Below are 12,928 nucleotides of genomic sequence, written 5' to 3'. Positions count from 1 at the left end.
CCTAAGAGATAAATTTATGAAGATTGTTCATCAGATTGTAGGTGAAATCGACGAGCGTTGTTAATATCCAGGGCCCAAAGATTAAAGCACCGAACAGCACGGCTACGATTTTGGGAACGAATGCCAGCGTTTGCTCCTGAATTTGCGTTGTGGCTTGAAAAATGCTGATGGCCAGGCCCACAACGAGGGCAAGCACCAGCATAGGGGCGCTAGCTTTCAAAACCGTATAGATGGCCTCCCCCGCGATCCGGATGACGAACTCTGAACTCACCTGCTTTTCCTCCCTTTGCCTGCGCATAATTATGTGTTATAGCTGAGAAGCAGGGACTTTACTACCAAATACCAACCGTCCACCAGGACAAAAAGCAGGATTTTAAACGGAAGCGAAATCATCACCGGCGGAAGCATCATCATCCCCATAGCCATCAGCGTGGAAGAAATCACCATGTCAATGACGAGAAACGGAATAAAGATCATAAAGCCCATCTGGAAAGCCGTTTTCAACTCGCTGATCGCGTAAGCGGGCACAAGCGTTGTGATCTGCACATCCTCCGGCCCGTTGGGAGCGGGCGCTTTGGAGTAATCCAGAAACAGTTTGAGATCCTTCGAACGCGTATGGGTCCACATAAACTTCTTTATCGGCACCGCCGCTTTTTCCAACGCCGCCGTCTGGGTGATCTTGCCGTTCATGTAAGGCTGCAGGGCATTCTGGTTGATCTCTCCCAGCACCGGTGACATGATAAAAAAAGTTAAGAATAAAGCAAGGCCTATCAACACCTGGTTTGGCGGCATCTGCTGGGTTCCCAGAGAGGTTCTTACAAAGCCCAGCACGATCACAATCCTTGTGAAGCTTGTCATCAAAATCAATATGGACGGAGACAGGCTCAGCACGGTCAGCAGCAGGATGAGGGACACCGGGCTGGACGATCCCGCAGCTCCTCCGCCGCTTCCTATATCGATGTTGATGTTAGGGATCGGATCCGCCGCAAAGGCCGTCCGGGCCCCGGCTGAAACCAGGAGGAACACCGTCAAAACAAGAGCGGCTATTCGTTTATTTGTCATAGTTGTCATTCTTCCGATCTTGATTATGTTCATCCTTCAGCAAATCCGCGACTCTTTTCTTTCTGTCCGAGAGTGTGTTCATCTTGTCGAGCAACACCTGCTGGAAAGAAGAATCCAGGTCGACTTCCTCCGCCTCGCGGCTTTGCCCCCCTCTTCTCAGCCTTCCGAGCCACTCGCCCGCCGAAGGAAGCTTAACAGGCCCCGGATTAGTCTGAATCTGCCTGATAAGCTGTTCCACGGCTTCAGTATCTGCGATCTTCTCAAGCAGCTGAATATTGTTTCCGACTCCTACGATATACAGCGCGTCGCCTATTTTGACAATCTGGATTGACTTGTTTTGTCCAAGAGCGACGCCTCCCAAGGTGCGTACAGCCCGTCCTGCGGACATCCACTGGTTTTTTTTGGCGAGAAATTTAACTATAAGCATAAAAATTCCGATAATAACGATAAGATAGACCAGGACTTGCACGATCATAAAAACCGGATTGGTCCCGTTAACGAATCCGCTGTCTGCCACGGCCCATTACCCGAGCGTTTTCTTGATGGCTTCGATCACGCGGTCAGCTTGAAAAGGTTTGACGATAAAATCTTTCGCTCCGGCTTGTATGGCGTCGATGACCATAGCCTGCTGCCCCATTGCGGAACACATAATGACCTTGGCGTTGGCGTCGATTTTCTTGATTTCTTTCAAGGCTTGAATGCCGTCCATCTCCGGCATCGTAATATCCATAGTAATGAGATCCGGCTGCAGTTCTTTATACTTTTCAATTGCCTGCATGCCGTCGTTGGCTTCTCCTACAACCTCATAACCGTTCTTGTTCAGGATGTCCCTGATCATCATTCTCATAAATGCTGCGTCGTCTACGATTAAAACCCGGTTTGCCATTCTGTAAATCCCCCTACGAATTATTATTGTAATTTATGAATTCGATCCCACTGGTTTACGATGTCTGTTACACGTACACCGAAATTTTCGTCGATGACGACAACCTCGCCTTTGGCGATCAGCTTGTTGTTGACAAGAATATCAACAGGCTCGCCTGCCAGCTTGTCAAGCTCAATGATGGACCCCTGGGAAAGCTCCAGAATATCTTTGATCACCTTCTGCGTCCTGCCCAGCTCGACGGTCACCTTCAGCGGAATGTCCAACAGCAGGTTTAAATTCGTTTCATCTCCGTGAGCTGCGGGACCGCCCGGCAGATTGGAAAATTGCACAGATTGGACATTTACATTACGGTTTGCATTGATATTGCCCATTGAAGCTTGAGGCTGAGGATACGCCGGTTGTTGGTACGCAGTCGGCTCGGGATATGTCTGCGGCGGGGCCGTAGGCTGCGTGCTTATCTGCTGCTGATACGAAGGCTCCTGGTGACCCGGCTGCGGGGCTTGGTCAGCTTGCCGAGCAGCGGATGTCAATTCCGGCTCGGGAGCAGGCTCAGGTTCGCCTCCCATCAGAATCGAGATCATCTCTTTTGCAAAAGCTACCGGCAGCAGTTGCATAATCGAAGAATCGATCAAATCGCCAATCGTAAGACGAAACGATACTTTAATAAAAACTTCCTCTTGCAGCAGGCCCGACGAGCTTTTGCCATTCTCGAAATCAAGGATGTCGATACCCGGCGGGGAAATATTCACAAAGCGGTTGAATATGGTGGACATCGATGTAGCCGAGGAGCCCATCATCTGGTTCATCGCTTCCTGCACCGCGCTGATATGGATTTCATCCAGCTCCTTATCGCTTATATCACCGGTGCCGCCCATCATTAGATCGGCGATCACCTGCGCGTCCCTTGCATGAATGACGAGAAGGTTGATTCCATCAAAGCCGTCGACATAGTTTACATGAACGGCCACATGCGGCTCCGGAAATTCCTTCTTCAGCTCCGTGCGCAATATGACGGAAACTTTGGGAGTGGTAATGTCCACTTTCTTTCCCAGCAGAGTTGATAAAGCCGTAGCCGCGCTGCCGAATGTAATATTGCCAATCTCGCCCAACGCGTCCTGCTCCAGGGAAGTAAGGTAATCGTCAACCGCAGGGGATGCGCCGGCGTTGCCTGCGCCGCCGATGCCTTCCGAGGTTTGCTTCAGCAGAGCGTCGATCTCCTCTTGGGACAAATAATCTTTATGATTCGTCATTGATCTCAACTCCTTCACTTACTATCTCGGAAACTTGTACTGCCACCTTGCCTTTGGCGACGCCTGGATTTGCTATAAACTTCGTTTTTCCCCCGATCTTCACTTCCAGCGGTTCCTGGGCCGGTTTATTTAATCGGATCACATCGCCAACGCTAAGGTTCAAAAATTCATGGACGGAGATTTGGGAAGAACCCAGCTCGGCGATTAGTGGGAGTTTGGCTCTGCTCAATCTTTGCTGCAGCGCCTCGACCTCTTCCGGCACTTTCGTTTTCTTGTCGGAAACGAACCAATGGTGGACGGATAACCTCGGCATGATCGGTTCAATCACCACGTGCGGAATACATAAGTTGATCATCCCCGTAGTATCCCCGATTTTGGTGCTGAGCGAGATGAGCGCAATGGTTTCGTTGGGAGACACGATCTGCATAAATTGCGGATTGGTTTCCATCGCCTCGAGCTTCGGAGAAATATCAATCACCGTCTTCCACGCTTCCTGCAGACTTTCAAACGCCCTGCTGAAGATTCTCTCTATCACAATCGTTTCTATTTCCGTGAGAGCGCTGATTTTCGTAGGGGAGACGCCCGTTCCTCCCAGCAAGCGGTCCAGCATCGCGAAAGCGACGTTGGGATGAACCTCGAGTACCATCCGCCCCTCCAAAGGCTCCGCTTCGAAAATATTAAGGATTGTCATCTTCGGAATCGAGCGGATAAACTCGTCATAAGGCAGCTGCTCAACCTGGACGACATTGATCTGTACGAAGGTGCGGAGCTGGGCTGAAAAGTACGTCGTAAGGTATCGCGCAAAATTTTCGTGAATGCGTGTCAGGCTTCGGATATGATCTTTGGAAAAGCGAACCGCTCTTTTAAAATCGTAAGACCTGACCTTTTTCTGCGTTTCTTCCTTTTTAAGCTCCTCTGCGTCCATTTCGCCCGAAGACAGCGCCGCCAGCAAAGCGTCGATCTCATTTTGCGATAAAACATCAACCAATTAAGTCACCCCCTTGCAAGCCATTTCTGAAAGCTTCGAGATGTTATTGAAGCACCATGTCCGTGATGTAAATTTGCTTTAGCTTTCCTTCTTTCATGTAGGGGTTGATTTTATTCATCAAGACGGAAATCAGTTGGGCCTGCCCTTTGCTGCCCTGCACCTGGTCCGACTTTGTATCCGCCAGAGTGGAGATGATATTCGACTTGGCGATAAAATCAAGCGTTTCAAACTCGGTTTTCGCTTTTTTACTGTCCAATTCAAAGGCAAAGCTGATTTTAATAAATTTGTCATTGCCCGAAAGGTTCGTCAAAATATCCTTGACAATGACAGTGTTATCTTTTATTTCAGTGGCTGTAGGCTGTTTAGCATTTGCTTTCTGGCTATTCGCTTGATTAGCGCTGGAGGAACTCCCAGTTTCCATATACTTCCACAACACAAAGGCGGCGGTCATAATTAATGTGATAGACAGCAGAATCGCTACCATCATGATGAATAACCTGTTCTTCATTCCTTAAAACTCCTCCGTACGCAAACTTTGAACCGATGCTCTCACTGCGCCAATGTCTTTCATATATTCCCGGATTAAGCCGATGGTCGTATCGAGATTCTCGAGTACGGTAATTTTCTTTCCGGTCGTCAACGTGATCATGGTGTCCGGGGTCTCCTCGATGCTTTCTATCAGCAAGGCGTTGACCGTGATCTTCTTGCCGTTCAGACGAGTAAGGGATATCATTGCTGCCTCCATAATAAACGGGGGAGAAACTTACAATTCCCCCCCCTTATCCGGTTATTGTTACTGCTTGAGGTTGACAACCTCTTGGAGAATTTGATCCGAAGTAGTGATAATTTTGGAATTCGCTTGGAAGCCCCTCTGGGCAACAATCATTTCGGTAAATTCCGCTGTTAGCTCCACATTGGACATTTCCAGTTCACCCGAGATGATGGCGCCGGTTCCAGCAGCTGGATCGTTAGGAACCGTTGTCCAATCCGGCGTGCCGCCCGAGACCGCGTTAGGCGACACCCGGTACAAGTTGCCTCCGACCTTTTCCAAGCCGGAAGGATTGGCGACTTTTACAACAGCAATCTTGTTTGTCGAAGGAGTTGCCGCACCGGTGCTGTCGACGGTCACAATTTCACCGTTTTTAGAGATGGAGAAAGCCGTAGCGGTGCCCAGATTAATTTTGGCTCCCGCGTTATCCAACAGGTACATACCATCTGCGTTCACGATGTCTTTGTTGGCATCCACCGTAAAGTTGCCCGCGCGGGTTAAGAGAGCTCTGGCCGTCGTGCCGTCGGGGCTGACTGCAAAAAACCCGTCCCCGTCAATTCGCAGGTCTGTGACCACGTTTGTAGTCATTGCGCTGCCCTGTGTGTGAACTGTATCGATTGAGGCCACCGTTGAGCCGAGTCCAATCTGCTTGGCGTTCACTCCGCCGCTGGCAGCCGACGGAGCGGTCACGCCGGACACCGTCTGGCTGAGCATGTCTTTGAACATAACCCTGCTTTCTTTGTAACCCACCGTATTGACGTTAGCGATATTGTTGCCGATGACGTCGAGCTTCGTTTGGAATCCCCGCATGCCGGCAACTCCGGAATATAACGATCTTAACATTGCAATTTCCTCCTCAAGAGATTGGTTTAATAATGTCAGCTGCTTCGGTCGGTCTGCAGCTGAAAGGCTTCCTTTTCGGTCCGGCCTTGTATATTTATCACGATATGACCACAGCACTGTCAATTTGAGTGAACACGTGGTCCTTCATGGACGCAAAATCCATTGCTGTAATAACGGTTTTATTCTTGATATTGACAATCAGCGCCGTGTCATCCATCAGCATCAGAGAATCCTTCGCTCCCTTGGATGCCGCTTTTTCAATCGCAGTTTCAATTTTGGCAAGCTGCTCCGGCTGCAGATCTATTCCTCTCTGCTTCAGTCTCTGCTCGGCATGCTGGCTGATTCGCACGAACCGCTCCTGCAATACCTCGTGGAATGTCCTGGCTCCGGATTCGGCTGCCGAGGAACCGGCAGGCATTCTGCCCACTGAGGCCGGCGGTGCGGCGCGCGGATATAACTGTCCAATCGATATGCGTTCCGTCATGGCTTCACCTCAACGGCGGCAATTTTCACCACTCCGGACAAAGGAACCTCTTCCCCTTGGACTCCGGCATATGGCTTGCCTTGTTTCATAAGAATGGAATCGACAATTCCGGACATTTCCTTGGAGTCCGGGCTTCCAATCGGTTTTAGCCATGTAATCTGTTTGCCGATCAAATTGGATGTCATCCCCATCGCTTCACGAAGACCTTTGATTTCGCTTGAAATATTGGTCAGCTGTTCAAGAGAAGAGAAGGTTGCCATCTGAGCGATAAACTGTTTATCATCCAATGGCTGGGACGGGTCCTGGTTTTTCAGCTGGGTCATCAGGATTTTCAAAAAAGCATCTTTATCCAGGTTGTTGGTTTTTTCTTTCCCGGCTTTTTTCGTCTGCATCAGATCGTTAACATTCCCTGACACGGGATTTACACTTGGCACATCATCACCTCCCGGAATAGTAAGTTATAAATCAAGCCGTTACATCAAAAGTAATGGAATTCCATCGGCCGGCAGCCGCGTGTTTTGCGTCGTTTAACTCCAAAGCGAACTCATCAGCTTCTTCGCCGGTTCTACTGTTGCGGCCTTTCCCGGGCTTCCAGGAGAAGTTTGCGTTATTGTGCTGACGCTGCTCTTGGAACATGCCCGCCGATTGGTAATTCTGGTTTTGCGTCACTTCAAGCTTATCGATCTGCAGTCCTTGATTCTGAAGCGCAGTTTTCAGCTGCGGCAGCTGGTTCTCCAGCATTTCTTTGGCCGCTGCGGATTCGGCGGCGAACTGGGCAGTGAGCTGGCCGTTATGCATGGTCAACTTGACATCCACGTGCCCCAAATGCTGAGGGAACAAAGATAATTTTGTTTCCGTAACGCCGTCTTTCACGCTAAGTTTGAAATTTTTCATCACCATGCCTGTCATCTCTTCCGTAAAGCGTTCCACGGGAACAGGCTGTGAAGCTTGCGGGCCGCGCATCGGTTCGTTAGTTATCGTCTTTAATAGATCATGAACTGGAACGGTCTGAACCGGGCTGCCATTATCTCCAGTAGGAGAGATGGTTGTATCGGCCGTCAAGCCGTATTGATCGTCAGTAGCCGGGCTCCCTTTTAAAGCCGGGGAAGCCTCCGGTTTCTCAGACTGAACAACGAGGGTTGGAATAAAACTCTTGGCCGCAAGCTTCTCAAGGTCGAAGTTTTTTCCTGAACGCCCGTTTTCCGTCAATCCAACCGCAGTGCCGCCGGACAGTTTAGTCCGCTCCTCTTGGCCGCTCAATACGGTAGCAGAGAATGCAGGCCTGGCGTTGACAGCAAAATTGCGGGCACCCGCCGTATCTTCCGGATGATGGGCATTCGATGAGTTGACCTGCGCCATTTCATACGGCTGGCCGTTCATCAAAGAGGGTTCCGCCACTTTAAACAAAGACAATAGGTCGTGGAACGTCTGGGTCACCATTTGCAGGCGGTCCGCCAGGCTTTGCAGTTTCGGATCGACGGAAACAGTATTGTTGACGGAATCGAGCACTTCTTTCACAATCCGCCGCGCGTCCTGCAGATTAATCTGCGAAAAGGTGAGTCCGTTTGCCGGCTGTACGGCCGTATTATCCATATTTTTACTTTTTGTAGGCACATCGTCGGCAGGAGCATTCGTCTTGACAATGATCATGGATGCTACATTGCCATCCGTCGCTGTGCCTTGCAGCAGCTTTGAGGCGTTTTGCAGCCATGACTGCATATCCGCATCCTGAATGATTAGCTCCGCAAGCGGCGTTCCACTGTCGAGTACACTACTTACCATCGCCAAAGCTTCTGAAGGCGGCAGGGGCTTCTCCTGTACGGGCAGCTGCATCAAAGGCAAGCTTTGCATCATTGCGAGCAGTGACATAAGCTCATTGTTTTTCTTCGCAGGATCTTGATGATCCGGTGTCAAAAGCTCTCCAATGACCGAACCAAAACCGGCAGCGTCATTCGAGGCTCCGGATGGAGACGTTCCCGCACTTTCAGTCAGCGCAGAAACCGTATTGCCGGCCGCAGGCATGGCAGCGGAAAGATTCACCGGAACATTTATCGATAGATTCATTTTTTCACCTCCTTTCAATCATTTTCGTCTCCACGACCAACATCTCGTCTCAATTCTGAGCAACCAAACGGGAAGTGATCAGCGCCGCCGTCTCCTTCGATAGCTCGGATAGGGAAGTAAGGACTTTTGATCGAGAAGCGCTGTCCATTGAATTCAGTATGGCGAGCACTTTGTCCGGATTCGATTTTTGCATTTCCAACAGTACGGTGGCCGCGCTCCTCGGCGTCATGCTCGCAAAGGTCTGGCCGACGTCCTCTCTGCTCATGGGGGCTCCCGTTTTTGACGCCTGGCTTTCATTCAGCTTTGCCCTTTCCTGAAGCGCCGCCGTCTGCCTGTCCTTGACAGGCACCGGATCCTTTAACAACGAAGTGACTTCCGCCGCTCTCTTCGGGTTCATCTTCTCCAAAACCCTTACCCTGTCGTCCGGCCTCATCGCGCTCAGGATCAGAACCCCTTCGTTTGGGGTCATGTTCTCTATAATTGGCGCCGATTTACTCGGAGTCATCTTCGAATACATGGACGCGAGCTGCTGGATCTGTGCGGAATACTCTTCATCGGTCTGGGTTTTCGCTTGCATACTCTCATCCAGATTCGAAACCTTGCTCTGCAGATCCTTGATCGTCTGGTCCTTTAGCTGATTGTCCTGCTCCGCTTTCTTGAGCTGTTCGTCCTTTGAGGCCAGCTTTCCGTTCAACTCGCTTACCTGCTTGCCGTCGTTGTTCGACTGCGCCTGGCCGGCCTGCGGCGTTTTCGTCCCCGCTCCCTTGGCGTCCGGAAGCATGGTACCTGCAAGCGGAATCGAACGGACCGTTTTCATCAAGCTGCCGGCGACGTCGTAACCGAAGATCGAGAACAGCACGCCGACCAGCACGGCTGTAAAAACAAGAGGAATAATGAGCCATATCAATATTCTTTCCAGCCAGCCTCCGGATCCGGCCTTCTCCTTAGCCACGTCCTCCACCTCCTTTACCGTCTTTCAGGCTAATGCTTTGTATGACGGTTGGCCGCCATTTCATCCAGCATGATCTGCTCTTTTTTGCGGGATTCTGCGGTGAACTGCTGGTGGGCTTTCTCCTTCGCCTTGAGCCACACCTTTTCCTGCAGCAGGGACGCGGTCAAACGGTGCTGCCGGACATCCACCGACTCCTGGGCGCTGTCCACTTCATCCTTCTTTCTTTTGATCTGCAAGTCCAAATGGTTCACATACTGCTGCAGCAGCTGCATTTCCGAAGCTCTGGCACGCTGGGTGGCCGCCTGGCTCAAATCCTCGCGCAGCTGCTCCTTGATTTCATGCAACTCACTTAAACGCCCCTCTTCCCTGCGCAGGATCCCTATCGCGTCAGACAGCACCCACTCGGCCTGCGTCTTTTCACTCGTCTTTAAATCAACAATTTTCTGGAAGCAATACTGAAACCGCATGAATCAAGTCATCTCCTGTAAAATTCGTTCATTAACCGCTGCAGCGATTCTTCATATGATACTTTTTCGGTCGTTTTCTGCTTGGTAAAATCGTTAATGGACTGAATAAATTCAATCGACATATCTATGTCTTTGTTGGAGCCTTTCTGGTACGCCCCTATATTGATCAAATCCTCCGAATCTCTGTAAGTAGCCAGCATTTGCTTCAGGAATTCGGCCGCTTCCATCTGTTCCGGAGGCACGATTTCCTTCATTACGCGGGATACGCTGGCCAGCACGTCGATTGCCGGATAATGTCCTTTGTTCGCTATTCCCCGGTTCAGTACGATATGCCCGTCCAGTATTCCCCTCACTGCGTCCGCAATCGGTTCGTTCATATCGTCCCCGTCTACAAGCACGGTGTAAAAAGCGGTAATGGAACCCTTGGCGCCGTTTCCGGATCGTTCCAGCAGCCTCGGCAGCATCGCGAACACCGACGGAGTATATCCCCTTGTTGCAGGAGGTTCTCCTACAGCCAGTCCCACTTCTCTCTGGGCCATGGCAAACCGCGTAACGGAGTCCATCATCAGCATCACATTCAAGCCCCGGTCGCGAAAATATTCGGCGATGCTGGTGGCGATCATAGCTCCCTTGATGCGGATTAAAGCCGGCTGATCGGATGTGGCGACGATTACGACTGAACGCGACAAACCCTCGGGGCCAAGGTCCCTTTCGATAAAGTCCAGCACCTCTCTGCCGCGTTCGCCGATCAGCGCGATGACATTGACATCGGCGGAAGTATTGCGGGCAATCATCCCCAATAAAGTACTTTTACCTACGCCGGATCCGGCAAAAATGCCTACACGCTGTCCCTTGCCGATAGTCAGCAGACCGTCTATGCAGCGGACGCCCACGCTCAGAGGATCCAGCACCCTCGGCCTGGACAAAGGATTGCTCGGCTGGTTATGGGTTGAATAACGGCTCATTCTGGGCGGCAAAAACGTCCCGTCCAGCGGCTGTCCCAAGCCGTCAAGCACTTTGCCCAACAATTCGTGACCGACCTGGACGGTAAGAGGCTTGCCTGTACCTGCTACATCGCAGCCGGGGCCGATCGAATGCAATTCTCCGAGAGGCATCAGAATTACCTTATTGTTGCGGAATCCGACCACCTCCGCTTTCAGCGGCTTGGCGGATTTCAAAGGATAGATAAGACAGACGTCACCGACGCTCACATCGGGACCTTCCGATTCTACCGTCAAGCCGATCACTTGAGTCACTTTCCCGTTTACACGGATCGGATCCAACTGATGGAGCTGCTCGATGTACTTCGCTGCCTGGGGTATCTTACCCATCCTCAGCCACTTCCCCGCCTCGCACCGCCATACTCTGCAGTACGGTTTTGATTTCCTTCAATTGAGCGTCCACCCTTGCATCTATGCTTCCAAAGGAGGAACGGATAACGCAACCCTGGTCGTTAACGGACGCATCGGGAATAATCTGCAGCTCCGCTTGGGAATCCAGCGCGAGTGCAAGCTCTTCCCTGGCATCCTGGATATATTGAAAATGTTTCGGTGAAACACACAAAGTAATGGCTCCGTTTTCCCTTCTTCTCGATAGCAGCTGTGAAATATACTGCACGATCCATTCTGGTGCAACTGTCAGCTGGCGTCCGATAATTTTTTCCGCAATAGCACAGCTGAGTTCAATCAGGAACGGCTCCGCTTCCTGGATAATCTGGCTTTTTAAAGCGTAAGACTGTTCAAGAATTTGGCCTGCCTCCGACAGCATGTCCGTATACTTCTGCTGCACTTCATTTCTGGCCTGTTCCAGGCCTTCTTCATACCCCTGGCCGAATGCTTTGCTTCTGGACTCTTCCAACACTTCGCCGTCAAGCTTTCTGCGTTCTTCCCACCACATCTGTATGTCGTGCCCGGCTTGCTCTTTCAGCTGTTCAATTTCCTGCATCGCGTGCCTGAGCTGCTCTTCCGCGTAAGTTTCCGCATCAAGCAGGATCTGGTCTTTCAGCGACTGTGCTTTATGAAGTTCTTCCATCTCTTCGGCAGTCATCGTTTCTTCTTGCACTGCTTCTTCCACAGGAAGGGCTGCGGGAGCTTCAACAATCATGGCGTCATCAACCGAGCAGTAATTCCATACTTTTATGACGTTAGACAATAATATCATCTCCTCCACCCCGGGCGATGATGATTTCACCCGCCTCTTCCAAACGGCGGATCGTGGCCACGATTCGGGTCTGGGCTTCTTCCACATCCCGGAGTCTGACAGGTCCCATATATTCCATTTCTTCTTTGAACGTTTCCGCCATCCTCTTGGACATATTCTTGAAGATCGTCTCGCGCACTTCTTCGCTGGCCACCTTCAGAGCCAACTGCAGGTCGGCGTTTTCCAGGTCCCGAATGATGCGCTGTATGGAGCGGTTATCAATATGCACGATATCCTCGAAGACGAACATCCGCTTCTTGATTTCTTCCGCAAGCTCGGGATCCTGAATTTCCAAGGAATCGAGGATGGTCCGTTCCGTTCCGCGGTCGACGCCGTTCAGAATTTCAACAATCGCCGGAATCCCTCCGGTCGAAGTGTAGTCCTGGGTTACGGTTGCGGACAGCTTCTGCTCCAGTACTCTTTCCACCTGCGCGATAACTTCGGGAGATGTGCTGTCCATGAGCGCAATCCTCTTGGCGACATCCGCCTGTTTCTCCTGCGGCAGCGAGGACAAAATAATGGAAGCCTGCTCCGATTTTAAATAAGACAGAACCAAAGCGATCGTCTGGGAATTCTCATTCTGGATAAAGTTAAGAATTTGGGCAGGGTCCGCTTTTCTGGCAAAATCAAAAGGACGGACCTGCAGCGTAGCCGTTAACCGGTTGATGATATCGATAGCTTTTTGCGAGCCCAACGCTTTCTCGAGAACTTCTTTGGCGTAGGCAATCCCGCCTTGAGAAATAAATTCCTGCGCCAAGCAAATTTCATGGAACTCCTTCAGAATGGACTCCTTATCCAGATTATCAACCTTGCGTACGTTGGCGATTTCCAAAGTTAACTGTTCGATCTCTTCATCTCTTAAGTGTTTGAATATTTGCGCAGAAACCTCCGGGCCCAAGGTGATCAGCAGTATTGCAGCTTTCTGGCGGCCCGTTAATCCCTGTTGCTGAACTCTGGCCAAACA

Annotated in this window: 17 protein-coding genes; all 17 read right to left on the bottom strand. The window is 50.8% G+C overall.

Features of this window, described 5'->3' with window-relative positions; translation table 11 throughout:
* Nucleotide 1: 1 nt before the first annotated feature.
* The 17 genes from fliQ to fliG all read right to left on the bottom strand — a co-directional run bounded on the left by fliQ (nt 2) and on the right by fliG (nt 12,925).
* Nucleotides 2-271, bottom strand: a complete 270-nt coding sequence (gene fliQ / locus ACZ5N7_RS03940) for a flagellar biosynthesis protein FliQ (RefSeq protein WP_464657596.1) — start codon at nt 269-271, stop codon at nt 2-4.
* Between the two features lie 29 nt (nt 272-300).
* On the bottom strand, nt 301-1,062 hold the full coding sequence (gene fliP, locus ACZ5N7_RS03935) for a flagellar type III secretion system pore protein FliP (RefSeq protein WP_464657594.1): 762 nt from the start codon (nt 1,060-1,062) through the stop codon (nt 301-303).
* Nucleotides 1,052-1,579, bottom strand: coding sequence for a flagellar biosynthetic protein FliO (locus ACZ5N7_RS03930; RefSeq protein ID WP_464657593.1), 528 nt, complete (start codon nt 1,577-1,579; stop codon nt 1,052-1,054). Before ACZ5N7_RS03930 ends, fliP begins: the two co-directional genes overlap by 11 nt.
* Before the next feature lie 6 nt (nt 1,580-1,585).
* The gene (locus ACZ5N7_RS03925) at nt 1,586-1,948 is read right to left on the bottom strand and encodes a response regulator (protein WP_464657592.1); all 363 of its coding nucleotides are present in this window, start codon (nt 1,946-1,948) and stop codon (nt 1,586-1,588) included.
* A 23-nt stretch (nt 1,949-1,971) separates the two neighbouring features.
* Nucleotides 1,972-3,198 carry a flagellar motor switch phosphatase FliY gene (gene fliY / locus ACZ5N7_RS03920; protein WP_464657591.1) on the bottom strand — a complete coding sequence of 409 codons (1,227 nt, stop codon included), beginning with the start codon at nt 3,196-3,198 and terminating at the stop codon, nt 1,972-1,974.
* Nucleotides 3,185-4,186 (bottom strand): flagellar motor switch protein FliM, encoded by a 1,002-nt coding sequence (gene fliM, locus ACZ5N7_RS03915; RefSeq protein ID WP_464657590.1) that lies wholly within the window; start codon nt 4,184-4,186, stop codon nt 3,185-3,187. Before fliM ends, fliY begins: the two co-directional genes overlap by 14 nt.
* A gap of 43 nt (nt 4,187-4,229) precedes the next feature.
* The gene (locus tag ACZ5N7_RS03910; RefSeq protein ID WP_464657588.1) at nt 4,230-4,694 is read right to left on the bottom strand and encodes a flagellar basal body-associated FliL family protein; all 465 of its coding nucleotides are present in this window, start codon (nt 4,692-4,694) and stop codon (nt 4,230-4,232) included.
* 3 nt (nt 4,695-4,697) lie between these two features.
* Complete coding sequence (locus ACZ5N7_RS03905) at nt 4,698-4,919, bottom strand: flagellar FlbD family protein (RefSeq protein ID WP_464657587.1); 222 nt, start codon at nt 4,917-4,919, stop codon at nt 4,698-4,700.
* 60 nt (nt 4,920-4,979) lie between these two features.
* Nucleotides 4,980-5,798: a flagellar basal body rod protein FlgG gene (gene flgG, locus ACZ5N7_RS03900; RefSeq protein ID WP_464657585.1), complete on the bottom strand. Its 819-nt coding sequence runs from the start codon at nt 5,796-5,798 to the stop codon at nt 4,980-4,982.
* A 97-nt stretch (nt 5,799-5,895) separates the two neighbouring features.
* Nucleotides 5,896-6,282, bottom strand: coding sequence for a TIGR02530 family flagellar biosynthesis protein (locus ACZ5N7_RS03895; protein WP_464657583.1), 387 nt, complete (start codon nt 6,280-6,282; stop codon nt 5,896-5,898).
* Complete coding sequence (locus ACZ5N7_RS03890) at nt 6,279-6,716, bottom strand: flagellar hook capping FlgD N-terminal domain-containing protein (protein ID WP_464657581.1); 438 nt, start codon at nt 6,714-6,716, stop codon at nt 6,279-6,281. Before ACZ5N7_RS03890 ends, ACZ5N7_RS03895 begins: the two co-directional genes overlap by 4 nt.
* Nucleotides 6,717-6,747: 31 nt before the next feature.
* On the bottom strand, nt 6,748-8,346 hold the full coding sequence (locus ACZ5N7_RS03885) for a flagellar hook-length control protein FliK (RefSeq protein WP_464657579.1): 1,599 nt from the start codon (nt 8,344-8,346) through the stop codon (nt 6,748-6,750).
* A 49-nt stretch (nt 8,347-8,395) separates the two neighbouring features.
* The gene (locus ACZ5N7_RS03880) at nt 8,396-9,298 is read right to left on the bottom strand and encodes a magnesium transporter MgtE N-terminal domain-containing protein (protein WP_464657577.1); all 903 of its coding nucleotides are present in this window, start codon (nt 9,296-9,298) and stop codon (nt 8,396-8,398) included.
* A gap of 29 nt (nt 9,299-9,327) precedes the next feature.
* Complete coding sequence (gene fliJ / locus ACZ5N7_RS03875; RefSeq protein WP_464657575.1) at nt 9,328-9,765, bottom strand: flagellar export protein FliJ; 438 nt, start codon at nt 9,763-9,765, stop codon at nt 9,328-9,330.
* 8 nt (nt 9,766-9,773) lie between these two features.
* Nucleotides 9,774-11,096, bottom strand: a complete 1,323-nt coding sequence (gene fliI / locus ACZ5N7_RS03870) for a flagellar protein export ATPase FliI (RefSeq protein WP_464657573.1) — start codon at nt 11,094-11,096, stop codon at nt 9,774-9,776.
* Nucleotides 11,089-11,916, bottom strand: coding sequence for a FliH/SctL family protein (locus tag ACZ5N7_RS03865; protein ID WP_464657571.1), 828 nt, complete (start codon nt 11,914-11,916; stop codon nt 11,089-11,091). Before ACZ5N7_RS03865 ends, fliI begins: the two co-directional genes overlap by 8 nt.
* Nucleotides 11,909-12,925 carry a flagellar motor switch protein FliG gene (fliG, locus tag ACZ5N7_RS03860; protein ID WP_464657569.1) on the bottom strand — a complete coding sequence of 339 codons (1,017 nt, stop codon included), beginning with the start codon at nt 12,923-12,925 and terminating at the stop codon, nt 11,909-11,911. Before fliG ends, ACZ5N7_RS03865 begins: the two co-directional genes overlap by 8 nt.
* Nucleotides 12,926-12,928 lie beyond the last annotated feature (3 nt).

It is taken from the genome of Paenibacillus sp. JCM 18996 (assembly GCF_055392555.1).
Note: the sequence above shows the minus strand (reverse complement) of the source record. Positions and strands in the feature narration are given on the sequence as shown.

Excerpts from the sequence above, each read along its gene's own strand:
- ACZ5N7_RS03885 (WP_464657579.1), bottom strand. The coding sequence starts at position 8,346 with ATGAATCTATCGATAAATGTTCCGGTGAATCTTTCCGCTGCCATGCCT.
- flgG (WP_464657585.1), bottom strand. The coding sequence starts at position 5,798 with ATGTTAAGATCGTTATATTCCGGAGTTGCCGGCATGCGGGGATTCCAA.
- ACZ5N7_RS03895 (WP_464657583.1), bottom strand. The coding sequence starts at position 6,282 with ATGACGGAACGCATATCGATTGGACAGTTATATCCGCGCGCCGCACCG.
- fliP (WP_464657594.1), bottom strand. The coding sequence starts at position 1,062 with ATGACAAATAAACGAATAGCCGCTCTTGTTTTGACGGTGTTCCTCCTG.
- ACZ5N7_RS03905 (WP_464657587.1), bottom strand. The coding sequence starts at position 4,919 with ATGATATCCCTTACTCGTCTGAACGGCAAGAAGATCACGGTCAACGCC.
- fliY (WP_464657591.1), bottom strand. The coding sequence starts at position 3,198 with ATGACGAATCATAAAGATTATTTGTCCCAAGAGGAGATCGACGCTCTG.
- ACZ5N7_RS03910 (WP_464657588.1), bottom strand. The coding sequence starts at position 4,694 with ATGAAGAACAGGTTATTCATCATGATGGTAGCGATTCTGCTGTCTATC.
- fliI (WP_464657573.1), bottom strand. The coding sequence starts at position 11,096 with ATGGGTAAGATACCCCAGGCAGCGAAGTACATCGAGCAGCTCCATCAG.
- ACZ5N7_RS03925 (WP_464657592.1), bottom strand. The coding sequence starts at position 1,948 with ATGGCAAACCGGGTTTTAATCGTAGACGACGCAGCATTTATGAGAATG.
- fliJ (WP_464657575.1), bottom strand. The coding sequence starts at position 9,765 with ATGCGGTTTCAGTATTGCTTCCAGAAAATTGTTGATTTAAAGACGAGT.